At 74.6% G+C, this 23,188-nt stretch carries 23 protein-coding genes and 1 pseudogene; 18 read left to right on the top strand and 6 right to left on the bottom strand.

Annotation, left to right across the window (positions count from 1 at the left end; genetic code table 11):
* The first annotated feature begins 51 nt into the window (after positions 1 to 51).
* The 6 genes and pseudogenes from ACWPWV_RS16130 to ACWPWV_RS16105 all read left to right on the top strand — a co-directional run bounded on the left by ACWPWV_RS16130 (position 52) and on the right by ACWPWV_RS16105 (position 3,520).
* Positions 52 to 351, top strand: a complete 300-nt coding sequence (locus ACWPWV_RS16130; RefSeq protein ID WP_454043949.1) for a 3,4-dihydroxy-2-butanone-4-phosphate synthase — start codon at positions 52 to 54, stop codon at positions 349 to 351.
* Positions 348 to 1,190 carry a GTP cyclohydrolase II RibA gene (gene ribA / locus ACWPWV_RS16125; protein WP_454043948.1) on the top strand — a complete coding sequence of 281 codons (843 nt, stop codon included), beginning with the start codon at positions 348 to 350 and terminating at the stop codon, positions 1,188 to 1,190. The genes ACWPWV_RS16130 and ribA overlap by 4 nt, the downstream gene beginning before the upstream one ends.
* Positions 1,187 to 1,653: pseudogene (gene ribH / locus ACWPWV_RS16120) on the top strand (6,7-dimethyl-8-ribityllumazine synthase). The gene ribA and the pseudogene ribH overlap by 4 nt, the downstream one beginning before the upstream one ends.
* Positions 1,654 to 1,738: 85 nt before the next feature.
* Positions 1,739 to 2,002, top strand: a complete 264-nt coding sequence (locus ACWPWV_RS16115; protein ID WP_454043947.1) for a phosphoribosyl-ATP diphosphatase — start codon at positions 1,739 to 1,741, stop codon at positions 2,000 to 2,002.
* A gap of 109 nt (positions 2,003 to 2,111) precedes the next feature.
* Complete coding sequence (hisG, locus tag ACWPWV_RS16110) at positions 2,112 to 2,966, top strand: ATP phosphoribosyltransferase (RefSeq protein WP_454043946.1); 855 nt, start codon at positions 2,112 to 2,114, stop codon at positions 2,964 to 2,966.
* 59 nt (positions 2,967 to 3,025) lie between these two features.
* Positions 3,026 to 3,520, top strand: a complete 495-nt coding sequence (locus ACWPWV_RS16105) for a PH domain-containing protein (RefSeq protein WP_454043945.1) — start codon at positions 3,026 to 3,028, stop codon at positions 3,518 to 3,520.
* 8 nt (positions 3,521 to 3,528) lie between these two features.
* On the opposite strand, the gene ACWPWV_RS16100 is transcribed toward ACWPWV_RS16105, so the two are convergent.
* Positions 3,529 to 4,131, bottom strand: coding sequence for a TetR/AcrR family transcriptional regulator (locus tag ACWPWV_RS16100; protein WP_454043944.1), 603 nt, complete (start codon positions 4,129 to 4,131; stop codon positions 3,529 to 3,531).
* 49 nt (positions 4,132 to 4,180) lie between these two features.
* Here ACWPWV_RS16100 and ACWPWV_RS16095 point away from each other — a divergent pair, with 49 nt between their 5' ends.
* Positions 4,181 to 4,726: a GNAT family N-acetyltransferase gene (locus tag ACWPWV_RS16095; protein WP_454043943.1), complete on the top strand. Its 546-nt coding sequence runs from the start codon at positions 4,181 to 4,183 to the stop codon at positions 4,724 to 4,726.
* An 85-nt stretch (positions 4,727 to 4,811) separates the two neighbouring features.
* Here the strand turns inward: ACWPWV_RS16095 and ACWPWV_RS16090 are convergent, their stop codons facing one another.
* Positions 4,812 to 6,737 carry a DEAD/DEAH box helicase gene (locus ACWPWV_RS16090; RefSeq protein ID WP_454043942.1) on the bottom strand — a complete coding sequence of 642 codons (1,926 nt, stop codon included), beginning with the start codon at positions 6,735 to 6,737 and terminating at the stop codon, positions 4,812 to 4,814.
* 413 nt (positions 6,738 to 7,150) lie between these two features.
* Here ACWPWV_RS16090 and ACWPWV_RS16085 point away from each other — a divergent pair, with 413 nt between their 5' ends.
* The 11 genes from ACWPWV_RS16085 to ACWPWV_RS16035 all read left to right on the top strand — a co-directional run bounded on the left by ACWPWV_RS16085 (position 7,151) and on the right by ACWPWV_RS16035 (position 18,211).
* Entirely contained in the window at positions 7,151 to 7,768 is a 618-nt protein-coding gene (locus tag ACWPWV_RS16085; protein WP_454043941.1) for a CDP-alcohol phosphatidyltransferase family protein, read from the top strand.
* Positions 7,765 to 8,718 carry a DUF881 domain-containing protein gene (locus ACWPWV_RS16080; RefSeq protein ID WP_454043940.1) on the top strand — a complete coding sequence of 318 codons (954 nt, stop codon included), beginning with the start codon at positions 7,765 to 7,767 and terminating at the stop codon, positions 8,716 to 8,718. Before ACWPWV_RS16085 ends, ACWPWV_RS16080 begins: the two co-directional genes overlap by 4 nt.
* On the top strand, positions 8,715 to 9,047 hold the full coding sequence (locus tag ACWPWV_RS16075) for a small basic family protein (RefSeq protein WP_251150960.1): 333 nt from the start codon (positions 8,715 to 8,717) through the stop codon (positions 9,045 to 9,047). Before ACWPWV_RS16080 ends, ACWPWV_RS16075 begins: the two co-directional genes overlap by 4 nt.
* A 2-nt stretch (positions 9,048 to 9,049) precedes the next feature.
* A complete protein-coding gene (locus ACWPWV_RS16070; protein WP_454043939.1) occupies positions 9,050 to 10,543 on the top strand; it encodes a DUF881 domain-containing protein in 1,494 nt (497 codons plus the stop codon).
* A 188-nt stretch (positions 10,544 to 10,731) separates the two neighbouring features.
* Complete coding sequence (locus ACWPWV_RS16065; protein WP_454043938.1) at positions 10,732 to 11,214, top strand: FHA domain-containing protein; 483 nt, start codon at positions 10,732 to 10,734, stop codon at positions 11,212 to 11,214.
* Positions 11,211 to 11,969: a transcriptional regulator FtsR gene (gene ftsR / locus ACWPWV_RS16060; protein WP_454043937.1), complete on the top strand. Its 759-nt coding sequence runs from the start codon at positions 11,211 to 11,213 to the stop codon at positions 11,967 to 11,969. The genes ACWPWV_RS16065 and ftsR overlap by 4 nt, the downstream gene beginning before the upstream one ends.
* Before the next feature lie 78 nt (positions 11,970 to 12,047).
* A complete protein-coding gene (locus ACWPWV_RS16055) occupies positions 12,048 to 12,521 on the top strand; it encodes a bifunctional nuclease family protein (protein ID WP_454044565.1) in 474 nt (157 codons plus the stop codon).
* 191 nt (positions 12,522 to 12,712) lie between these two features.
* Positions 12,713 to 13,303 (top strand): MerR family transcriptional regulator, encoded by a 591-nt coding sequence (locus ACWPWV_RS16050; protein ID WP_454043936.1) that lies wholly within the window; start codon positions 12,713 to 12,715, stop codon positions 13,301 to 13,303.
* A gap of 158 nt (positions 13,304 to 13,461) precedes the next feature.
* Complete coding sequence (locus tag ACWPWV_RS16045; protein ID WP_454043935.1) at positions 13,462 to 16,860, top strand: pyruvate carboxylase; 3,399 nt, start codon at positions 13,462 to 13,464, stop codon at positions 16,858 to 16,860.
* 23 nt (positions 16,861 to 16,883) lie between these two features.
* Complete coding sequence (locus tag ACWPWV_RS16040; RefSeq protein WP_454043934.1) at positions 16,884 to 17,726, top strand: MBL fold metallo-hydrolase; 843 nt, start codon at positions 16,884 to 16,886, stop codon at positions 17,724 to 17,726.
* Positions 17,727 to 17,830: 104 nt separating this feature from the next.
* Positions 17,831 to 18,211 carry a VOC family protein gene (locus tag ACWPWV_RS16035; RefSeq protein WP_454043933.1) on the top strand — a complete coding sequence of 127 codons (381 nt, stop codon included), beginning with the start codon at positions 17,831 to 17,833 and terminating at the stop codon, positions 18,209 to 18,211.
* Between the two features lie 15 nt (positions 18,212 to 18,226).
* On the opposite strand, the gene ACWPWV_RS16030 is transcribed toward ACWPWV_RS16035, so the two are convergent.
* The 4 genes from ACWPWV_RS16030 to ACWPWV_RS16015 form a co-directional block, all read right to left on the bottom strand.
* On the bottom strand, positions 18,227 to 19,480 hold the full coding sequence (locus ACWPWV_RS16030; RefSeq protein ID WP_454043932.1) for a phospholipase D-like domain-containing protein: 1,254 nt from the start codon (positions 19,478 to 19,480) through the stop codon (positions 18,227 to 18,229).
* Between the two features lie 125 nt (positions 19,481 to 19,605).
* On the bottom strand, positions 19,606 to 21,072 hold the full coding sequence (locus ACWPWV_RS16025; protein ID WP_454043931.1) for a hypothetical protein: 1,467 nt from the start codon (positions 21,070 to 21,072) through the stop codon (positions 19,606 to 19,608).
* A gap of 10 nt (positions 21,073 to 21,082) precedes the next feature.
* Entirely contained in the window at positions 21,083 to 22,165 is a 1,083-nt protein-coding gene (locus ACWPWV_RS16020; RefSeq protein WP_454043930.1) for a tyrosine-type recombinase/integrase, read from the bottom strand.
* 71 nt (positions 22,166 to 22,236) lie between these two features.
* Positions 22,237 to 22,851 carry a histidine phosphatase family protein gene (locus tag ACWPWV_RS16015; protein ID WP_454043929.1) on the bottom strand — a complete coding sequence of 205 codons (615 nt, stop codon included), beginning with the start codon at positions 22,849 to 22,851 and terminating at the stop codon, positions 22,237 to 22,239.
* Positions 22,852 to 23,188 lie beyond the last annotated feature (337 nt).

Raw genomic sequence — 23,188 nt, 5'->3', positions numbered from 1 at the left:
TGTGCGCGCCGATGCCGGCGGCGCGGGCGGACGCGCTGGAGCCTGCCGTTGATGGTGCCGCGCAGCGAGGACCCGCGGCGGACGGCGTACACGGTGACGGTGGACGCGGCGTCGGGTGTGACGACGGGGATCTCGGCCCAGGACCGGGCGCGGACGTTGCGGGTGCTGGCGGACCCGGGGTCGGGGGCGGGTGACCTGATCCGGCCGGGGCACGTGCTGCCGCTGCGTGCGGTGCCGGGCGGGGTGCTGCACCGTGCGGGGCACACGGAGGCGGCGGTGGACCTGGTGCGCCTGGCGGGTGCGGGTGAGGTGGGGGTATCGCGGAGCTGGTGCACGACGACGGGTCGATGATGCGTCTGGACGACGCGGCGGCGCTGGCGGCGCGGGACGGGCTGGTGCTGCTGACGATCGCGGACCTCGTGGCGTGGCGCCGGCTGCACGACCCGGCGCCTGCGGCACCGGAGGAGGTCGACCGGGGGCTCTCGTCGCGGCGGGTGCACCGGACGGCGGAGGCGGCGCTGCCGACGGAGCACGGCGTGTTCCGGGTGCGGGGGTACCGGGACCTGCGGACGGGGGCGGAGCACGTGGCGCTGGTCCCGGCGGAGCCCGGGCCGCGAGCGTCGGTCCCGGCCGTGCCGTCCGCGAGCGCCTCCGGGGCGGCGCCGGTGGTGCGGGTGCACTCGGAGTGCTTGACGGGGGACGCGTTCGGCTCGGCGCGGTGCGACTGCGGTCCGCAGCGCGCGCGGCGATGGCGCGGGTCGCGGCGGAGGGTGGTGCGGTGGTGTACCTGCGGGGTCACGAGGGCCGGGGGATCGGGCTGCTGGCGAAGGCTGGGGGCGTACGAGGCGCAGGACGCGGGTCTGGACACGGTGCAGGCGAACCTGGAGCTGGGGTGGCCGGCGGACCGTCGGGAGTACGGCGCGGCGGCGGCGATCCTGGCGGATCTCGGGCTGTCGCGGGTGACGTTGCTGACGAACAACCCGGCGAAGGTGACGGGTCTGGTGGCGCACGGGATCGACGTGGTGGGGACGGAGCGGATCGAGGTGGGTCACGGGGAGCACAACCGGGCGTACCTGGTGACGAAGAAGGTGGCGATGGGTCATCTGCTGGAGACGGTCGAGGCTCCGGGTGGTCCGGGGTCGGGTGGTGTCGGGTCAGTGGTGTCGGACGAGTCGGAGGAGGAGCGATGAGTGGTGCGGGTGCGCCGTCGATCGAGGTGGACGGGTCGGGGCTGCGGGTGACGGTGGTCGCGGCGAGCCGGCACACGGAGGTGATGGACGGTCTGGTGGCGGGTGCGCGTCGTGCGCTGGCGGCGGCGCGCGTGTCGCACGTGACGGAGGTGCGGGTGCCGGGGTCGTTCGAGCTGCCGGTGGCGGCGGCGCGGGCGGTGGAGCGTGGCGCGGACGCCGTGGTGGCGCTGGGTGTGGTGATCCGTGGGGGACGCCGCACTTCGAGTACGTGTGCCAGGCGGCGACGACGGGGCTGACGGACGTGAGCGTGCGGTCGGGGGTGCCGGTGGGGTTCGGCGTCCTCACGTGCGACGACGAGCAGCAGGCCCTGGACCGTGCGGGGCTGCCGGGATCGCGTGAGGACAAGGGGGCGGAGGCGGCCGAGGCGGCGGTGGCGACGGTCGTGGCGCTGCGGTCGCTGTGATCGTCCGTGGCGGGTGGTCCGTCCTGGTGCCCGCTGGGCGGACCCCGGGTCGGGTGCGGCGGGTGCGGCGGATACCCTGGGACGCGTGAAGACGTTCGAGTCCCTGTTCGCCGAGGCTCTCGGAGAAGGCCACGCGCGACCCGCCGGTTCCGGCACGGTCGCGGAGCTGGACGCCGGGGTGCATGCGATCGGGAAGAAGGTCGTCGAGGAGGCGGCCGAGGTGTGGATGGCCGCCGAGTACGAGGGCGACGTGAAGACGGCGGAGGAGATCTCCCAGCTGCTGTACCACCTGCAGGTGCTCATGCTCGCGAAGGGTCTGAGCCTGCAGGACGTGTACGAGCATCTGTGAGCGGTCCCGGCCGGTGGCGTGACCCTGCCGCCGTCTGCCGCGAGCGCCGCTCGTCTCCTGCCCGTCTCGTCCCTCCGTGCCCCTGCCTCCCCTGAACGAAGGTCCCACCATGCTGCGCATCGCCGTCCCCAACAAGGGGTCCCTGTCCGAGCCCGCCGTCGAGATGCTGCGCGAGGCGGGGTACCGCCAGCGTCGTGACTCGCGCGAGCTGGTGCTCGCGGACCCGGACAACGACGTCGAGTTCTTCTTCCTGCGACCGCGGGACATCGCGGTGTACGTGGGGTCGGGGACGGTGGACGTCGGCATCACGGGCCGGGACCTGCTGCTGGACTCGGGGGCGGACGCGGTCGAGCACATGCAGCTCGGGTTCGGCGGGTCGACGTTCCGGTACGCGGCCCCGGCGGGGGCGGTCACGTCGCTGGACCAGGTGCAGGGCCTGCGGGTCGCGACGTCGTACGAGGTGCTGGTCGAGGGGCACCTGCGCTCGCACGGCGTGGAGGCGCGGGTGGTGCACCTGGACGGTGCCGTGGAGTCGGCGGTGCAGCTCGGGGTGGCGGACGTCGTGGCGGACGTTGTGTCGACGGGCACGACGCTGCGCGGGGCGGGGCTGGAGGTGTTCGGCGACCCGATCCTCGTGTCGGAGGCGGTGCTGATCCGGCCGCGCGCGGTCGCCGAGGCGGACGTCCCCGCGGGCGTGGAGGTGCTGAGCCGTCGTCTGCAGGGTGTGCTCACGGCCCGGCAGTACGTCCTCATGGACTACGACGTGCCGGTGTCGCTGGTGGAGCGTGCGGTGGCGATCACGCCGGGCCTGGAGTCGCCGACGGTGTCGCCGCTGCACGACCGGGACTGGGCGGCCGTGCGCGCGATGGTGCGGCGCGACCGGACGAACCAGGTGATGGACGCGCTGTACGACGTGGGGGCGCGCGCGATCCTCGTGACGAGGATCCACGCGTCGCGCCTTTGACCCCGTCCCGGGTGGGCTGCGCGCGGTCGCGCGGGACGGGTGTGTGAGACGGTGGCGCCATGAGTGGTGCGTCGTTCCCGGAGGCGGGGCTGCCGGGTGATCGTCGTGACGACCCGTACCGGGTGTTCCGGCCGCGGTTCGGCCTGGTGTCGGCGTGGGTGACGGGCGTCGTCGTGGTCGGTGGGTGCGTCGTCGTCGGTCTGCTCGCGACCGGTCCGCTCGGGACGGCGTGGGTCAACCGGCTGTCCCTCGCGGCCTTCGCCCTGTTCGCGGCGTGGCTGCTGTGGCGCCTCGGCGGGGTGCACGCCACGCCGAGCCGCACGGGGCTGCGGGTGCGGAACGTGATCTACGCGCGCGAGCTCGAGTGGGCGCAGGTGGTGTCCGTGCGGTTCGGCAGCGGTGACCCCTGGGTGCGGCTGGACCTCGCGGACGGGTCCACGCTCGCGGTCATGGGGATCCAGCGCGCCGACGGCGCCCGCGGAGACCTCGAGGCGCGTCGCCTGGCCGCGCTCGTGCAGGCGCACGGCGAGGCGCGCGAGGGACGGGACCACTAGGGGTCGGGTCAGGTCGGGGGGCCCAGGCGGGCGGCAAGACCGGCCAGGTAGACGTCCAGGAGCTCGACCTGCCTCGCGGGCGGGAACGCCTCCGGGTCGAGCACGGCCTGGACCACCAGCCCGAGGGTGAACGCCTGCGCCCCTGCCGCGAGGTCGGCGGGCTCGCCCGGGGGCAGCTCGCCCGCCTCCTGGGCGGCGGACACCCGCTGGAGCAGCCGTTCCCTGCCCTGGCCGTACCTGCGGGCGTGGTCGGCGCGGAGGGCCGGGTCCGCGAGAGCGTCGTCCCAGGACGAGACCCAGACGCGGTTGCTCTCCGTGGCCTCGGCGGTGAGCGGCAGCATGTCCAGCAGGGCGTCCCTGAGTGCGGCCAGGCCCTCACCCGCCTGGCGGCGGGGGCGGGAGAGCGTGCGCTCCTCGAGCAGGTCGAGCGCGTACGCCACCAGGTCCCGCTTGGTCGGGAAGTAGTGCGTGAGCAGGCCGGTCGTCGCGCCGAGCTCCGCGGCGACGGCGCGCAGCGTCAGGCCGGCGAACCCGCGCGCGGCCATGACGCGCCACACGGCTGCGGAGACGTCGTGCCGACGGGCCTCGTGATCTCCCTGGGGCCGTGCCATGCGGCCACGGTACATTGACGTAACACCCGTTGTGTGAAGGAGGCCGCCGATGTTCTCCCTGCCCCTGCGTGACGATGCCCGGCTCGCTCCCCTGGAGGTCTGGCACGCCGACGAGCTCGCCGACCATCTCGACCGCGCGCGCGAGCACATCCGCCCCTGGGTGGGGCCCGGGTTCGTCACCGACGACGCCGACGGCGCACGGGCCACGCTCACGCGGTACGCCGAGCGGGCGGCCGCCGACGGCGCGCGCCTGTACGGCATCTGGCGGGACGGGACGTTGGTCGGCGGTGTCATGTTCACCGCGTTCGACGTCGCCTCCGGCGCGTGCGAGATCGGCTGCTGGTTGGAGCCCTCGGCCCAGGGCCACGGGCTCGTGACCGCGGCGTCCGGCGTGCTGCTCGACTGGGCCCTGACCACCCGGGGCCTGCACCGCGCCGAATGGCACTGCCGGGCCGACAACGACCGCAGCGCAGCAGTGGCCCGGCGGCTCGGGATGACGCTCGAGGGGGTCCGCCGCGAGGCGTGGCCGTACCAGGGCGTGCGCTACGACAAGCAGGTCTGGTCGCTCCTCGCGTCCGAGCGGGTACGCCGCTGACCGTTCCCGCCGTCGCGCTGAGCGAGGCGAGGCCCCCACCCGGTCCGGGTGAGGGCCTCGCGTCGTGCCGCCGACGGTGCGGTGGTCAGAACGACGTGCGGTGGCGCGGCTTGCGGTCGCCCCGGTCGTCGTGACGGTCCGTGCGCTCGCGACGCTCGTCGCTGCGGCCCGAGGGGCCGTGGGCGCCGCGCGGGCGGTCACCGGTGGGGCGCGGCGCGCGGCCGCGGGCCTGCGGCGCGCCCTCGTCGACGCGGATGCGCAGGAACTTGCCCGCCACGCGGGCGCGCGAGATGCGGTCGAGCGTCGCGTCGTCGAGAGGCGCCGAGATGTCGACGAGGGAGAACGACGGGAAGATGTCGATCTTGCCGACGTCGGACCCGTTGAGCCCCGCCTCGTTCGTCAGCGCACCGACGATGCCACCCGGCTGGGCGCCGTGCGTGTGACCCACCGACAGGCGGTACCGCGTCCCGACGGCGTCGCGACGGATGCCGCGCGTCCCGTCACCGTCGCGGCGGCCCGACGCGCGGTCCCCGCGCGACGCGCCACGGTCGCCCGAGCGCTCGGTCCGGGCCGAGCGCGACTGCTCGCGCGCCTGCGCCCGCTCCGCCTCGAACCGCTCCTGCTCCTCACGAGCACGCGGGCCGTCGTCCCCGACGGCGAGCGCCACGAGCGCGGCGGCGAGGTCGATCGGGTCGACGTCCTGCTCGGTGACGAACGTGCGCACCATGTCGGCGTACATCGCGAGGCGGCCCGCCTCGCGACGCTCGGGGACCTGCTCGAGCAGGCGGCGCGCCTTGTGCGCGGACACGTCCGCGGGGGAGGGGATCTCCACCTCCTCGAGCGGCGTGCGCGTCGTGCGCTCGATCGCGCGCAGGCGTCCGCGCTCGTGCGGGGTGACGAAGCTCAGCGCCTCGCCCGTGCGGCCCGCGCGACCGGTGCGGCCGATGCGGTGCACGTACGCCTCGGGCTCGCCCGGCAGGTCGAAGTTCACGACGAGGCCGATGCGGTCCACGTCGAGGCCGCGGGCCGCGACGTCGGTCGCGACGAGCACGTCGAGGGCGCCGGAGCGCAGCCGCTCGACGATCTTCTCGCGGTCCTTCTGCGCGACGTCGCCCGAGATCGTCGCGGCGGAGATGCCGCGCTCGACGAGGGCGGAGCCGACCTCCTCGGCCGCGCCGCGCGTGCGGGTGAAGACGATCGCGGCGTCGGCGTCCGACGTCGCGAGGACGCGGGCGAGCGACCCGGTCTTGTGGCGGAACGGCACGACCGCGTACGTCTGGCGGACGCTCGTCACGGTGGAGGACTGGCGCGAGACCGCGATCTCGACCGGGTCGGTGAGGTGCTCGGCCGCCACCCGGCGGATCGGGGCCGGCATGGTCGCGGAGAAGAGGGCGACCTGACGCTCGCGCGGCGCGCGGGAGAAGATCGTGTCGACGTCCTCCGCGAAGCCCATGCGGAGCATCTCGTCGGCCTCGTCGAGCACGAGGAAGCGCACGTCGTCGAGCACGAGCGTGCCGCGCTCGATGTGGTCGATGACGCGGCCCGGGGTGCCGACGACGACCTGCGCACCGGCCGCGAGCGCCCGCTGCTGGGGCTGGTACGGCGAGCCGCCGTACACGGCGAGGACGTCGACCCTGGGCAGCTGTGCGGCGAAGGTCTCGATCGCGTCGGCGACCTGCATCGCGAGCTCGCGCGTCGGGGTCAGCACGACCGCCTGGACGCGGCGCAGCGCGGGGTCGATCGCGGCGAGCAGGGGCAGGCCGAACGCGGCCGTCTTGCCGGTGCCGGTCTGCGCGACGCCGGTGATGTCGCGGCCGGCGAGCAGCGCGGGGATGGCCTGAGCCTGGATGGCCGACGGCGTGACGAAGCCGAGGTCGGCAACGGCGCGCTCGAGCGTCGCGGGGAGGCCGAGGGACGCGAACGACGCGTCGTCGGCGGGGGCAGCGGCGGGGGTGGAGTCGGTGGAGGAGTGGTCGAGGGCGCGCGAGGGCGCGACGACGTCAGCAGTCATGGGGCGGTGAGGACCGTTTCGTGTCGGGGTGGGGAGTGGCGTGCGGTCGCCAGGTCGGCTCTCGCAGGTCGCACTCCCGAACACACCTGGCCGGGCGCCGACCGCGGCCGATGACGGCCGTGCGGGCGGGGGATCCGGCCACTCTCACAGAACACGCGGGACGAGCGACGAACTCCACAGGTGACCACCATCCTACCGGAGCGGGCGACCAGGGGCTGCGGCACCACCGGCGACGTCGCTCACCAGGGGTCGGGCGGGGCTCGTGCACGGGGCCCGCGCTGGGCGCGACGGGGTGATTTCGGGCGCGGTGTCCCGCGCGCCCGGAAAAGCGCACCCCGGGCGGCGTGCGCCGTACGTAGGATGGTCGCGCGGCGCGAGCCGCGATCCTCAGGCGAGCGGGACGAGCAGGGGCGGTGAGCGTGGCATCAGGGCAGCGGGTCAGCTCCCGCGTCGTGACCGTCCCGAACGTCATCAGCTTCCTGCGCCTGCTGCTCGTGCCGGTGTTCGCGGTCCTCATCGTCGAGGGCTACGACGTCTGGGCGCTCGTCGTGCTCGCCGTCTCGGGCGCGTCCGACTGGCTGGACGGGGTGCTGGCCCGCCGTCTCGACCAGGTGAGCAGGCTCGGGCAGATGCTCGACCCCGCCGCCGACCGGCTCTTCATCCTCGTCACGCTCCTCGGCCTCGCGTGGCGCGACGTCGTCCCGCTGTGGCTCGTCGTCGTCATCGTCGCGCGCGACCTGCTGCTCGTCAGCCTCATGCCGTGGCTCGCGCGCCACGGGTACGGGCCGCTGCCCGTGAGCTTCGCGGGCAAGGCCGGGACGTTCGCCCTGCTGTACGCGTTCCCCCTGCTCCTGCTCGCGGAGATGCCGGGCTGGCTCGGCGACGCGGCCGCGGTCGTCGGGTGGGCGTTCACCTGGTGGGGCATCGGCCTGTACTGGCTCGCCGGGGTGCAGTACGTCGCGCAGACCCGCTCGCTCGCCGCGGCCGGCGACCGCGACGCCGGCGAGCCGCGGACGGGGAGGGCGCCGTGAGCCAGGACCCGCAGACACCGCGGCGCGGCCCCGTCGACGCGTCCATGACGCTGCTCAACGAGGTGATGCACCGCCCCCTCGACCCCGGGTACGCGGCCGCCGCCGCCCGGCGTGCCGCGCAGGGGCAGGAGCCGCGCCGGGGAGGGCGCACCGTCCTGCTCGTCGGGCTCGCCGTCGTGCTCGGCCTCGTGACGACCGCGGCGACCCTGGACCTGCGAGCGCCGCAGCCCGCGGTGATCGAGGCGCGCGCGACGCTCGAGCAGGAGATCACGGACCGGCAGGCGGACGCCGACGCGCTGGCGACCCGCTCCAACGAGGTCTCGGCGGAGATCGAGGCGCTGCAGGACGAGGCGCTGGGCGGGCTCAGCGACGACGTGCTCGCCGCGCTGCAGCGCGAGGGTGCGACGACCGGGTCGCAGACGGTCGAGGGACCCGGCGTCGTCGTCACGCTCGACGACGCGAGCGGCGGGCTGGGCGCGGACGACTCCACGTCCGCGAACCTGGTCCAGGACAGGGACCTGCAGCGCGTCGTGAACGCCCTGTGGTCCGGGGGTGCGGAGGCGGTCGCGATCAACGGCCAGCGCCTGACGGGGCTGTCCGCGATCCGCAGCGCGGGCGACGCGATCCTCGTCGACCTGCAGCCCCTCGTCCCGCCGTACCACGTGGAGGCCGTCGGCGACGCCGACACCATGCGCACCGCCCTCGTGCGGACCGGGGCGTCGGACTACCTGCGGCTGCTCAGCACCGAGTTCGGCATCCAGTCCGGCGTGACCGCGCAGAGCAGGCTCGAGATCCCCGGCCGGCCCAACCCCACGCTGTACTTCGCGCGCGTCCCGGGCGCGCCCGTAGACTCCGTCCCGGACCCCGCCGGTGACGGGTCCTCGCCCGAGGCGCCGGCCTCCGGGGACGTGACCGGCACCCCCGAGGAACCGCAGGAGAGCGTCGAATGATCGCAGTCGTCGGACTGGTCGTGGGCATCGTCGCCGGGCTCGTCCTGCAGCCCACCGTGCCCGTCTACCTCCAGCCGTACCTGCCCATCGCCGTGGTCGCCGCGCTCGACGCGCTCTTCGGCGGGCTCCGGGCGATGCTCGACGGGATGTTCGACGACAAGGTCTTCCTCGTGTCGTTCCTGTCGAACGTCGTCGTCGCAGCCCTCATCGTGTTCCTCGGCGACCAGCTCGGCGTCGGGAGCCAGCTCTCCACCGCCGTCGTCGTGGTCCTCGGCATCCGCATCTTCTCCAACGCGGCCGCGATCCGCCGGCACGTCTTCAAGGCCTGACCATGGCTGCCGCACCCACCGGGCCCTCGCACCCCGAGCCGGACGACGCCTCCCTCGACGGCACCGTGCCGAGGGGCCCGAGCGCGCCCGGGGACGACTCCCGCGCTGCCGACGAGCCGGTACGGGAGGCCGCGAGCGCCCCGCGCACCGACGCCACGGAGCCCGACGAGGACACCGCCGTCGACGTCGCGCCCCCGGCGAGCACGCCGACCGACGAGCCGGAGGACGACGAGCCGGAGGACGACGAGGGCGACACGGGCGAGGACGCGGGGACGGACACGGGCACGGGCGACGGACCGGCTGCCGTGCGCGAGGCCCCCGGCGCGCCGGGCACGGCCGGCAGCGGCGCCGTCGACGGTCTCGCCGAGGCCCCCGGCGACGGACACGGCCGCGACGTCGAGCAGAGCACGGGCCACGACGATCCGGGCACCCTCGACGAAGGCCCCTCGGACGACGGCGGCGGGTCGGAGCCGCAGCCCGACGACGGCGCGAACCTCCCGGAGCGCCCGGCCGACCCGGCCGGCCCGGCGGACGATGACGGGGAGAGCACGTCGGACGGACCCGACGGGGGACCGGTCGAGCCGGTCGCGGCCTCTCCCGGGGGTATGGCGCCCGGCACCGGCGCGCCCGGGGACGAGGCCGAGGCCGAGCCCGCCGACGATGCTGCGTCCCCCGACGAGGCCGCGTCCCCCGACGAGGCCGCGTCCCCCGACGAGGCCGCTGCGACGCCGCGGCCCGCGGCGGTCGGTCGGCACGGTGCCGGTGAGCTCCCCGAGCCGCAGGGTCTGCGGGGCCTCGGCAGGGTGCTGCGCCCGCGGGCCAGCCGGTCCCAGATCATCGTGGGCGTGCTGTGCGCGCTCGTCGGGTTCGCGCTCGTCGCCCAGGTGAGCCAGACCCAGGAGGACCAGCTGTCCTCGCTGCGGCAGAGCGACCTCGTCCGCCTGCTCGACGACGTCACGCAGCGGTCCGGAGAGCTCGAGGACCAGGTCGCCTCGCTCGAGGCCACGCGCGACGAGCTGCAGTCGGGCTCCGGCCGGGCGCGTGCCGCGCTCGAGGTCGCGCAGCAGCAGGAGCAGACCCAGGGCATCCTCTCCGGGCGCCTGCCCGCGCAGGGGCCGGGCGTCGAGATCGAGGTCGTCGAGGGCGGCTCCGCCCTGGACGCGTTCTCCCTGTTCAACGTCCTCGAGGAGCTGCGCAACGCCGGCGCCGAGGCCATGGAGGTCAACGGCGTGCGGCTCGTGGCGAGCAGCTACTTCGAGGACACCGCGGACGGGGTCGTGGTGGACGGTCAGCCGATCTCGTCGCCGTACCGGTGGACGGCCGTCGGCGACCCGTCGACGCTCGAGACGGCGCTCGAGATCCCGGGTGGCGCGATGGCGACACTGCGCACCGACGGTGCGCGCACCACCGTCCGACAGCAGGACCAGGTCGAGGTCACGTCCACGCGCGAGCCCGCCGAGCCGCAGTACGCGACGCCGGTCCCTGCTGACGGCTGACGGGTCGCGGGCGCGGCGGATCCTGCGAGGCGCTTCCGGCAGTCCCCGAGGCCGGGTAGGTTGGGGAGTGTCGCGCCGGATGCACCGCATGACCTGCGGGTGTAGTAGTTTTCCCGCAGAAGGAGCGAAGCTCCGACGCGTGACGAACCAGGCCGCGCGGAGGGCGCCGTGAGTCCCGAGGAGGCGAGATGACTGTCCCAGGTGGTGCCGGCGTGCCGAACCGGGCGGGGAGCGACACGACGATCAGCTTCGGCCGGATCGAGGCCCCGGTCGAGGAGGGCGTCCAGCCCGGTGGGCTGAGCCCCGAGGAGGTCGCCGCCGTCGCGGCGCTGCCACGGCACTCCGCCCTCCTCATCATGCAGCGGGGCCCGGGGCAGGGTTCGCGCTTCCTGCTCGACGCCGAGCGCACGGTCGCCGGGCGCTCCGAGCACGCCGACATCTTCCTCGACGACGTGACCGTCTCCCGCAAGCACGCCGAGTTCGTCCGCGAGGACGACCGGTTCGTCGTGCGGGACGTCGGCTCCCTCAACGGCACCTACGTCAACCGGAGCCGGATCGACGCCGCCGTGCTCGGCACGGGCGACGAGGTGCAGATCGGCAAGTACCGGCTCACGTTCCACGCCAGCCCGCACGCAGGCGGCCCGGCCGACGGGTCGGCGCCGCAGTCGTGACCGCGTCGACGAGCGTCGCACGCGTCCCGGAGCCGGAGGGACCCGGCCAGGAGCCGTGGCCGCACGGCATCTCCCGCCGCGCGACGATGCGCATCTCGGACGTGCTGCGCGCGCTGCGCACCGAGTTCCCGAACGTGAGCCACTCCAAGCTGCGGTTCCTCGAGGAGCAGGGTCTCATCGACCCCGTGCGGACGGCGTCGGGCTACCGCCAGTACAGCCCGGCCGACGTCGAGCGGTTGCGGTACGTCCTCGTGGAGCAGCGTGACCGGTACCTGCCGCTGAAGGTCATCAAGGAGAACCTCGCGGCGCTCGACGCCGGCACGGCCGCCGAGGGCATCGTGCCGCGCCTCGCGACCGCCGACGGCGACCCGGGCTCCGCGGCGGTCCGCCAGCGGTACACCGTCGACGCGCTCGTCTCCGCCGCTGGTGTCGACCGGGGCCTCGTCGACGGCCTGATCCAGGCCGGGGTGCTCGTCCAGGCGCCCGGCGGCCAGCTCGACGCGCACGCCCTGGACGTCGTCGTGCTCGCGGCGGGTCTCGCCGAGTACGGCATCGAGCCGCGGCACCTGAGGTCGTTGCGCACGGCCGCCGACCGGCACGTGAGCCTCGTGCACCAGGTCGTCGCCCCGTGGCGCAGCCAGCAGACGGCGTCGGCGCGTGCGCACGCGGGCACCGTCGCGGGCGAGGTCGGCGAGATGTGCGCGCGGCTGCACACGGTGTTCCTGCGCCAGGGCATCGACGACCTGACGCGCTGACCGCCGCGACAGGGGTCCTCCAGACCTGCCGGATACCCGCGACCGTCGTACCGTGGACGGGTGAGCGACGACGTGCCGATGGTCCCCGTGGAGGTCCTCGGCGTCCGTCAGCAGCAGCGGGACCAGGAGATCGTGGTGCTGCTGCTCGACGGTGCGTCCGACCTCGTCGTGCCCATCGTCATCGGACCGCGCGAGGCGAGCGCCATCGCGATGGCGCAGGCCGGCCTGCCCACGCCGCGACCGATGACCCACGACCTGCTGCGCGACCTGCTCGAGGCCGTCGGCGTCCGGCTCGAGCGTGCCGAGATCGTGGCGCTCGACGGCGGGATCTTCTTCGCCGAGCTCGTCCTCAGCAACGGGGTGCGGCTCGACTCCCGGGCGTCGGACGCCATCGCCGTCGCGGTCCGCACCGGCAGCCCCGTGCTGTGCTCGGCCGAGGTGGTCGCGACCGCCGGCGTCGAGGTGGTCGACGTCACCCAGCAGGAGGAGGTCGCGCGGTTCCGCGACTTCCTGGAGCACGTCACACCGGAGGACTTCTCGAGCGAGGAGTGACGTGCGCTCGCTCCGCACCACCGTGTCACCGGATGTTCTGGACAGAACGGACCTTCGACCTCAGGTCGAGGGTGAAGGACCGCCGTGCAGGGGGTGAGGACGGCGACACGCCCGACGCGTGGGCTCGTCGGTCGTTGACGGCCCCCTACGGCGCCCATAGCGTGGACGAGACATCACCCCAGGAGGCGACAGTGAAGAGCAGCGGTGAGGCGAGCGTCGGTGCCGGCGCGACGATTCCGCACGGTGCGCAAGGTCTCCTCTTCGGGGAGGACATCACCGAGCAGGACACCACCACCGGCTACCGCGGCCCCACCGCGTGCCGGGCCGCGGGCATCACCTACCGACAGCTCGACTACTGGGCGCGCACCGGCCTGGTCGAGCCCACCGTGCGGCCCGCCGCCGGGTCGGGCTCGCACCGCCTGTACAGCTTCCGCGACATCCTCGTCCTCAAGGTCGTCAAGCGCCTGCTCGACACCGGCGTCTCGCTCCAGCAGATCCGCACCGCCGTCGAGCACCTGCGCGAGCGCGGCGTGGACGACCTCGCGCAGATCACCCTCATGAGCGACGGCGCGAGCGTGTACGAGTGCACGTCGCCCGACGAGGTCGTCGACCTCGTCCAGGGCGGCCAGGGGGTGTTCGGCATCGCCGTCGGACGGGTGTGGCGCGAGGTCGAGGGGACGCTCTCCGAGCTGCCGACCGAGTCGCTCGAGGACGTCGCGGACCCCGAGGTCAGCGAGCAGGACGAGCTCGCCGCCCGCCGTCGGGCACGCTCCGCCGGCTGAGCCGCGCCGCCCGCCGTCGGGTCCGACGTCGGGCCCTGCCCTGTGGAGCACGTCACACGGGCGACGGGACCGCCGCCTCGGGGCGCGTGGGAGGATCGGCCCGAAGCCGGTCGGGTCGCCAGCACCGAGCCGCCGGACGGTCCGTCGGATGGAGCGCCGTGTTCTCGAAGGTCCTTGTCGCCAACCGCGCCGAGATCGCCGTCCGCGCGTTCCGCGCCGCCTACGAGCTCGGCGCCCGGACGGTGGCCGTCTTCCCGCAGGAGGACCGCAACTCCGAGCACCGTCTCAAGGCGGACGAGGCCTACGCGATCGGGGAGCCGGGCCACCCGGTGCGGGCGTACCTCGACGTCGACGAGATCGTGCGCGTCGCGCGCGAGTCGGGAGCCGACGCGGTCTACCCCGGTTATGGCTTCCTCTCCGAGAACCCGGACCTGGCGCGGGCGTGCGCCGACGCAGGCCTGACGTTCGTCGGCCCGCCCCCCGAGGTCCTCGAGCTCGCCGGCAACAAGGTCCGTGCGCTCAAGGCCGCGCGCGAGGCGGGGCTGCCCGTCCTCGCGTCGTCGGAGCCGTCCGCCGACGTCGACGTGCTCCTCGCCTCCGCCGACGCCGTGGGCTTCCCGGTGTTCGTCAAGGCCGTCGCGGGCGGCGGCGGGCGTGGCATGCGGCGCGTCGACACGCGCGAAGACCTGCCCGAGGCCCTCGCCGCCGCGATGCGCGAGGCCGACGGCGCGTTCGGCGACCCGACGGTGTTCCTCGAGCGGGCCGTCCTGCGCCCGCGCCACATCGAGGTGCAGATCCTCGCCGACGGCGCCGGGAACGTCGTGCACCTCTACGAGCGCGACTGCTCGCTGCAGCGCCGCCACCAGAAGGTCGTCGAGATCGCCCCCGCACCGAACCTCGACCCCGCGATCCGCGACGCCCTGTGCGCGGACGCCGTGCGGTTCGCGCGCCACATCGGCTACCAGAACGCCGGCACGGTCGAGTTCCTCGTCGACACCGTCGGCGAGCGCGCCGGTCAGCACGTGTTCATCGAGATGAACCCGCGCATCCAGGTCGAGCACACGGTGACCGAGGAGGTCACGGACGTCGACCTCGTCTCCGCGCAGATGCGCATCGCGGCGGGGGAGACGCTCGAGGACCTCGGGATCCGCCAGGAGGAGGTCCGTGTCAACGGCGCCGCCCTGCAGACCCGCATCACCACGGAGGACCCCGCGAACGGGTTCCGCCCCGACACGGGCCGCATCATCGCCTACCGCTCGCCGGGCGGCGCGGGCGTGCGGCTCGACGGCGCGACGGCCACCGCGGGGTCGGAGGTCTCCGGCCACTTCGACTCCATGCTCGTCAAGCTCACGTGCCGCGGTCGCGACTTCCCGACCGCCGTCCGCCGCGCCCGGCGCGCGCTCGCCGAGTTCCGCATCCGCGGCATCCGCACGAACATCCCGTTCCTCCAGGCGGTGCTCGCCGACCCGGAGTTCGTCGCCGGGAACGTCGCGACGTCGTTCATCGACGAGCGCCCCGAGCTGCTCTCCGCCCGCGAGAGCGCGGACCGGGGCACGCGGCTCCTGGCCTACGTCGGGGACGTCACCGTCAACCGCCCGCACGGCGAGCCGCGCGCGGCCGCCGACCCCGCGCTCAAGCTGCCGTCCCTCGACCTCGGGATCGCCCCGCCGCCCGGGACGCGCCAGGAGCTCCTCGAGCTCGGCCCGGAGGGCTTCGCCCGCGCGCTGCGGGCCGAGCAGGGCCTGCGCGTCACCGACACGACCTTCCGCGACGCGCACCAGTCGCTGCTCGCCACCCGGGTCCGCACGCACGACCTCGCCGCCGTCGCGCCGTACGTCGCGCGCGCCACCCCCGGGCTGCTGTCGGTCGAGGCGTGGGGAGGGGCGACGTACGACGTCGCGCTGCGGTTCCTCGGCGAGGACCCGTGGGAGCGGCTCGCGACCCTGCGCGAGGCGATGCCGAACCTCGCGATCCAGATGCTGCTGCGCGGTCGCAACACCGTGGGCTACACGCCCTACCCGACGCAGGTCGCGCGTGCGTTCGTGGCCGAGGCGGCGGCGACCGGGATCGACGTGTTCCGCGTCTTCGACGCCCTCAACGACGTCGACCAGATGCGCCCCGCGATCGAGGCGGTCCGCGAGACGGGGACGACCGTCGCCGAGGTGGCGCTGTGCTACACCGGCAACCTCCTGGACCCCGCCGAGGACCTGTACACGCTCGACTACTACCTGCGGCTCGCCGACCGCATCGTCGACGCGGGCGCCCACGTCCTCGCGATCAAGGACATGGCGGGACTCCTGCGGCCCGCCGCCGCCGCGCGGCTCGTGACCGCGCTGCGCGAGCGGTTCGACCTGCCCGTGCACCTGCACACCCACGACACCGCGGGGGGCCAGACGGCGACCCTCCTCGCCGCCGCGGCGGCCGGGGTCGACGCGGTCGACACCGCGAGCGCCGCGCTCGCCGGGACCACGAGCCAGCCGTCGATGTCCGCGCTCGTCGCGGCGCTCGAGCACACGGAGCGCGACACGGGCCTGTCGCTGCGCGCGGTGGCGGACCTCGAGCCGTACTGGGAGGGCGTGCGGCGTGCGTACGCACCCTTCGAGTCGGGCCTGCCCGGTCCGACGGGTCGGGTGTACGAGCACGAGATCCCGGGGGGTCAGCTGTCGAACCTGCGGCAGCAGGCGATCGCGCTGGGGCTGGGGGAGAAGTTCGAGCAGATCGAGGAGATGTACGCGGCCGCGGACCGCATCCTCGGGCGGCTGGTCAAGGTGACCCCGTCGTCGAAGGTCGTGGGCGACCTCGCGCTGCACCTCGTCGCCGTGGGCGCCGACCCGGCGGAGTTCGCGGCGAGCCCGCAAGCGTTCGACATCCCGGACTCGGTCGTCGGGTTCCTGGGCGGAGAGCTGGGCGATCCTCCGGGCGGGTGGCCGGAGCCGTTCCGGTCCCGTGCGCTCGAGGGGCGCTCGGCGCGCGCCGACGTGACCGCGCTGAGCGACGAGGACGAGGCAGAGCTCGCGCAGCCCGGTGCGGTGCGCCGTCGTCGGCTGAACCACCTGCTGTTCCCCGGACCGACGAAGGAGTTCGAGCAGGTGCGCTCGACGTTCGGCGACGTGTCGGTGCTGGACACCCCGACGTACCTGTACGGGCTGGAGCCCGGCCAGGAGGTCGCGGTCGGCCTGGAGAGGGGCGTGCGGCTGCTCGTCGGCCTCGAGGCGATCGGGACGCCGGACGAGCGGGGTATGCGTACGGTGATGTTCACCCTCAACGGTCAGCTGCGACCGATCCAGGTCCGGGACCGCTCGGTGGACGCGGACGTGCGTGCCGCGGAGAAGGCCGACCCGACGCAGCCGGGGCAGGTCGCGGCGCCCTTCGCGGGCGCGGTGACGCCGGTGGTGGTCGCGGGCGACGTCGTGGAGGCCGGGCAGACGGTCGCGACCGTCGAGGCGATGAAGATGGAGGCGGCGATCACCACGTCGGTCGCGGGCACCGTGCAGCGCGTCGCGATCGGCGCGGTGCAGCAGCTCGAGGGCGGCGACCTGGTCCTGGTCGTCGGCTGAGGTCGGACCGGACGGAGGAGCTCATGCAGATCACGTTCCACGGGCACGCGTGCGTCGCGCTGCGTCATGGCGCGACGACCGTCGTGCTCGACCCGGGCACGTTGTCCGACGCCGCCGGCGCGCTGCGCGCCGCGGACGCCGTCCTCGTCACGCACGAGCACGCCGACCACGTCGACACGGCGGCGCTCGGCGCGGCCCTGCGGGACAGCGGCGACCTCGAGGTCTGGGCGCCGGAGGTCGTCGTCGCGGGCCTGCGCACGACCCTTCCCGACGACGCGGCGGGGCGCGTGCACGCCGTCGCACCGGGTGACGGGATCGAGATCGGTGGCGTCGAGGTCGTGGTCGGCGGTGGCCGGCACGCCCTCGTCCACCGCGACGTGCCGCGGGTCGCGAACGTCACCTACCTCCTGTCGGCCGGTGGTGCGTCGATCTACCACCCGGGCGACTCGTTCGACCTGCCAGGCGCACGGGAGGCGAAGGACCCGGTCGACACGCTGGGGGGCACGCGGCTCGACGTGCTGCTCGCGCCCGTCTCCGGACCGTGGCTGAAGCTCGCGGAGACGATCGACTTCGTGCGCGCCGCCGATGCGCGCGTCGTCGTCCCCGTCCACGACGCCCTCCTGTCGGACGCCGGTCACGCGGTCGTCGACCGGCTCCTCGGTCAGGGCCGCACCGGTGGGACCTCCGTGTACCGCCCGCTCCGCACGGGGGAGACGGCCGAGGTCGTCCCCGACCCCTCCGCGGAGTCCGACGCGGTGCTGCGCGAGCACCCGGAGTACGGCGAGGTCGCGCTGCTCGAGGACGACGAGACCGTCCCGCCGCGTCCGGAGGAGGAGGCGGCGGACGCCGCGCGCGAGACCTCCTGAGCGGCGGCGCCCTTCGAGTCCCGGCAGCCGCCGTCGCGCCCGGCGCCGGCGTGTCGACCGGCCCGTCCGGCGTCGCTGTGGGTGGCGTGCGGGAACGTGTCGCCATGACGCAGCACACGCACTCCGTCCCGCTCACGATCGACTACGTCGAGATCTCCGTCACCGACATGCGCGCAGCACAGGACTTCTACGGCACCGCCTTCGGCTGGTCGTTCACCTCGTACGGCGACCAGTACTCGGGCATCCGCACCGCCGCGGAGTCCGGGAGCGAGACGGACGAGGCCGGCGGCCTGCTGCTCGCCGAGTCCGTCACCCGGGGTGGTCCGCTCGTCCTGCTGTACAGCGACGACCTCGACGACACCCTGGCCCGGGTCGAGGCCGCCGGCGGCACCGTCGTCAACGGTCCGTACGAGTTCCCCGGCGGACGCCGCTTCCACTTCCTCGACCCGAGCGGCAACGAGCTCGGCGTGTGGGCCAACGCCTGAACCCCGCTGCGCCCGCTACAGCAGCGGGCGCAGCGGGGTGAGCACGACCTCGCCGAGCTTGGCCGCCAGGGACCGGGTCTCCCACTCGGCGAGCGTGAGCTCGCGCGTGTTCGACAGGTCGACGGCGAAGATCTTCTCCATCTGCTCAGCGACGCCCTCGTCGGTGATCTCGAGGTTGACCTCGTAGTTGCCCGTGAGGGAGAGGCGGTCGATGTTGGCGGTCCCGATCGTGGTCCAGCGGCCGTCGATCGTGGCGGTCTTCGCGTGCACCATCGCGTCCCGGTACAGGTGGATGCGCACGCCGCCCTTGAGCAGGGTCGTGTACAGGCCGCGGGACAGCCAGTCGGCGACGACGTGGTTGGAGCGCTCGGGAACCAGCACGCGGACGTCGACGCCGCGCGCCGCCGCCGTCAGCAGGGTCGCGAGGATCTCCCGGTCCGGGATGAAGTAGGCCTGCGTGATGTAGACGTGCGAGCTCGCCCGGTCGATCGCGTCGAGGTAGATGCCGCGGATCGGGAACACGAGGTGCGCGGGAGCGTTGCGTGCCGCGCGCAGACGCGGCTCCCAGTGCATCGACCCGGGGTCGGCGAGCAGCGGCTGTCCTTCCGCACGGTTCGCGTTCCAGAAGTCGACGAACGCGTTGCGCAGCTCCCAGGTGCTGGGGCCCTCGAGCCGGACGTGCGTGTCGCGCCACTGCGTCGCGTACAGAGCACCGATGTTGTAGCCGCCGACGAAGCCGATCTCGTCGTCGACGACGAGGATCTTGCGGTGGTCACGGCCCGACTTGCGGACGTTGAGCATGAGGACGCCCGGCCGGAAGACGGGGTACCGGATGACGTGGACCGGCTCGGGGAGGTCGTAGAAGTCGCGCGGCACGACGAGGTTGGCGAACCCGTCGTAGATCACGAAGACCTCCACGCCCCGCTCGCTCGCCTCGACGAGCGCCTGCTTGAACTGCTCGCCGACCGCGTCGGCCTTCCAGATGTACGTCTCGAGCAGGATGCAGGTCCGTGCGCCGCGGATGGCGGCGAGCATCTCCCGGTAGAGGTCGTCCCCGAAGGTGTAGACGGTGGCCGTCGTCCCGGCGACCTCCGCCTCGGCGGGCGCGGACCGCGGGAACGACGCCTCGACCGTGTTGCGCCGCTTGCGGATCGCGTCGGCGACGACGAGCGCCCCCGCGACGGTCGCCGGGACGGCGACGGTCAGCACGAGGGCGCGCGCGACGATGCGCCGAGCCAGCTGCCAGGAGGTCGGAGGGAGGATGCGCACGTGCTCACCGTAGCCGCCGCGGACCGCGCCGCGAGCGGCGACGGCGGTGACGCGCGGGTGATCTCGGGGCGGTCACCCCGACGAGCCGACCGGTGCCCCCGGGCGCCGCTGCGCTGCGGCGGCCGTCACCCGTGGACGACGAGCTGACCCAGGGACGGGTCGACGTGGACGAGCCGGCCGCCGACGGCGCAGAACCCGGTCGCGGTGAGTGGCAGCGTCTCGTCCCAGGCCACGTCGCCGGTCTCGAGGTCGAGCGCCACGATGCGGGCACCGCCCGAGCCCTCGAGGGAGCTGACGACCAGCGCCGCGACGTCCCCGTCGGTGAACGCGCCCACGACGGCATCGGTCGTGCCGAGGTCCGCACGCTCCCACGACCACAGCTCGCGGCCCGAGGCGAGGTCGACGCCCAGGACGACGTACCCGAGGTCGAGCACCGCCGTGCCGTCGGCGACGGCGACGACCTGGGACACGGTGCCGCTGAGCGTCCAGCGCTCGTTCCCGGACAGGTCGACCGCCTGGACGCCGCTCGGCACGAGGAGGAGCCGGGTGGGGTCGGCCGTGCCGTCCGAGGCGAGCGGGACGAGGGGCCGACCGGGCACGATGCGCTCGACCGTGCCGTCGGTGCGGACGAGCTGGGTGATCTCGACCGCCCCGGTCGAGGAGCCGCTCGTCGTGCGCAGGTACGTCCCTGCCCGGGAGGCGAGCACCTGCGACGTCACGGGTTCTCCGGCGTCGTCGACGCGCGCCCCGTCCAGGGTGAAGACGGCGCTCAGGCGGCAGCCCCGCAGGACCAGCAGGCCGTGCTCGACGCGAGCCGTCGCGTAGGCCGACACCTGGGGGCGGCACAGGTCCCTGCGCACGAGGTCGTCGGGAGCGACCGTGGAGCGCCAGTCCACCGACGCGTCGGCGGCGTCCTGCACCACGACCTCCAGGACGCCGCCCGTGCGCTGCCAGCGCACGACGTGCCCGTCCGGAGCGGCGAGCGCCCGCCCGTGCTCGTCACCCAGGGCCGTGCGCGAGCGCACCGAACCGCTCGCGTCGAGGACCCATGCGCTCGGGTCGTCCTCCGGGCCGGTGAGGCACACGAGCTCGTCCAGCGGTGCGCTCGTCATGCCCTCCGGCGGAGGTCCGCAGCGCGGTGCGGCGCCCAGGTCGACGGACCAGAGGCGGTCCGCGTCGGCAGGGTCGAGACCGGTGACCTCGTCCGCCTCCACGACGACGAGCGCGTCGCCGAGGGCCCACACGTCGGCGGCGGTCGTGCCGGTGGCCCACCGTGCGACCGGGGGCGTCGCGAGCGACGAGACGCCGCCGTGCGCGTCGAGGAGCGCGACGCGGTCTGCGCGCGACTGCCACAGGCTGCTCGCCGTGAAGGCGAGGGCGACGACGGCGACGGCGACCACCGCCGTCACGATGCGGCGTCGTGCGGACCGGGCGCCCCCGGCGGTCGGCCGCGCACCGGGGGACGCCCGGTCCGCCGGGTCCGGCGCGTGCGCGAGCGGAGGGTCCGGCGGGAAGGCGTCGTCCGGTGCGGGCTCGTCCGTCTCGACGAGCTCGAGCCGCCGGAGCGCGTCCTCGCGCCGGTTCGCGACCATGCAGCGCACACTACTCCGCGCCGCCGCGATGCAGTCCCGCCTCCTGACCGGCGTCGAGCGCCGCGCTCAACGGGTGGGACCGGATCGCCGCGGCGAGCTCGCCCTCGATGCGGTCCAGGTAGACCCCGGTCGTGGCGATCGACGCGTGCCCGAGGAGCTCCGCGACGACCTTGACGTCCCAGCCGTCGGCCGCGAGGAGGGTCGCGGTGGTGTGCCGCAGGGCGTGGGGCGTGGCCTCGCGCCGGTACTGGTCGGGCATGCGGTCGACGCACCGACGCAGCAGGGCGCGCACGGCCTGGGCGTCGACCCGGCGCCCGCGCCACGACAGCAGGAGCGCCCGCTGGGCGTCGGGGTCGCTCGGCCGTCGCGCGCGCAGCACCGGTCGCAGGCGCGCGAGGTACTCCTCGAGCGCGTCGGCGAGGGGCGGGGACAGCTCCACGGTGCGCACGTGCCCGCCCTTGCCGTGGATGCGCCACCGCGTCCGGCCGGGCTCGCGGGCGAAGTCGTCGACGTCCGCGCGCACGAGCTCGGACACGCGGGGCCCCAGCACGAGGAGCAGCGCGACGACGAGGCGGTCGCGCAGCCGCAGGTCGTGGTCCTGACGTGCCGCCTCGGCCGGCGGGTGGTCGGTCGCCACCGTGAGGAGGGCGGCCGCCGACCCTGCGGACAGCGCCGTGCGCGCGACGCGGAGCCCGTCGCGCAGGCGGGCCGGGGGAGCGGCCCACTGCATGGGGTCGGCCTGCACCCATCCCTCGCGGGCCGCGTGGGCGAAGAAGCGGGTGAGCGACTGGCGGAAGCGGTTGACGGTCGCGGGGGAGCGGCCGGTGCCCCCGGGCTTGCGGGTCGGGTCCTGGTACCGCAGGTCCGGAGTGGTCTGGTAGCGCACGAGGACGTCGTCGACGTCGTCGCCGGTGACGTCGTCGAGGACCCGCCCGGGCCCGACGAGCCGCGCGAACTCGCGCACGTCGCGGTCGTAGCTGCGCTGCGTCGTCGCGGAGAGCACGCCGCGCACGGTCTGCGTGGCGACGCTCGCGAGGTACCGGTCGGCGGCCTCCCGCACGGTGACCTGCTCGAGGCGCGGCGGTGCGACCATCCCTCTCGGGCTCCCTTCGACCTGGACTGACCGGACGCGCCGAGCCTAGGCCGACGCACCGACATCGCAGGTCAGGCGGGGTGCGGCACCTCGCCGACGGACACGACCGCCCGGTTGCCGAAGAACGCGTCCTCCCGGAGCGTGGTGATGCTGCCGGACGGCACCGGGAAGGTCACGTGACCCGCGGCCTCGACCGGCATGCCGATCCACGCCGCCACGACGAAGGTCGCGGCGAACCCGTGCGTGACGACGACCAGGTGATCGCCGTCGTGCGCCTCCAGGGCGCGTGCCGTCGCGGCGTAGACGCGGAGCGCGAGGTCGAGACGGGACTCGGCCCCCTCGACGCCCTCGTCGTGCCGCAGCCGGTCACCGACCTTCGGCGGCGGGACGAAACGGGCGTCCAGCCACCCCTGGGGACGTCCCTCGGCAACTCCGTACGACTTCTCGCGCAGACCGCCGTCGTACGTCGGCACGACGTCGAGGGCGCCGCCGATGGCGAGGGCGGTCCGCCGCGTCCGGAGCAGGTCCGAGGCCACGACGCCCGTCCCGGCGGTGCCGGCGGCGATCCGGTCGCGCAGCACGGAGCCGATCCGCTCGGCCCTGCGAGCACCCGCCGGCGTCAGGTCGGAGTCGTGCTGCCCACCGACGAGACCCTCGACGTGGTGCGTCGCCTCGGGGTGGGTCACGACGTGGACCGTCCGCGGCCGGGCCGGCACCACACCGGGCACGGGCGGCGGGGGAGCGGTGCGCGCAGGGGGTCGTCCGAAGGTCACGTGGACCACCCTGGCACACCGAGGAGACAGCGGACCGGACGCGGACCGGACGCGGACCGCCGAGCGGGCGTCCGAGCGGGCGTCGCCGCACCGGGAGATCGCTCGCAGTCACGCTGCGCGGGGAGAGAGGCCTGCTCGTGGGACGCTCGGCGATGGCGGCCGGGGGTCATGCGCGACGGCCGTCCGACGAACGCCGCGCCCTCGTGACCCCACACCAGGGTGTTGACCTAAACACACTGGTTTAGGCTGT

The organism is Cellulosimicrobium sp. Marseille-Q8652, assembly GCF_965112045.1.
This window is presented reverse-complemented; position numbering and strand designations above follow the sequence as displayed.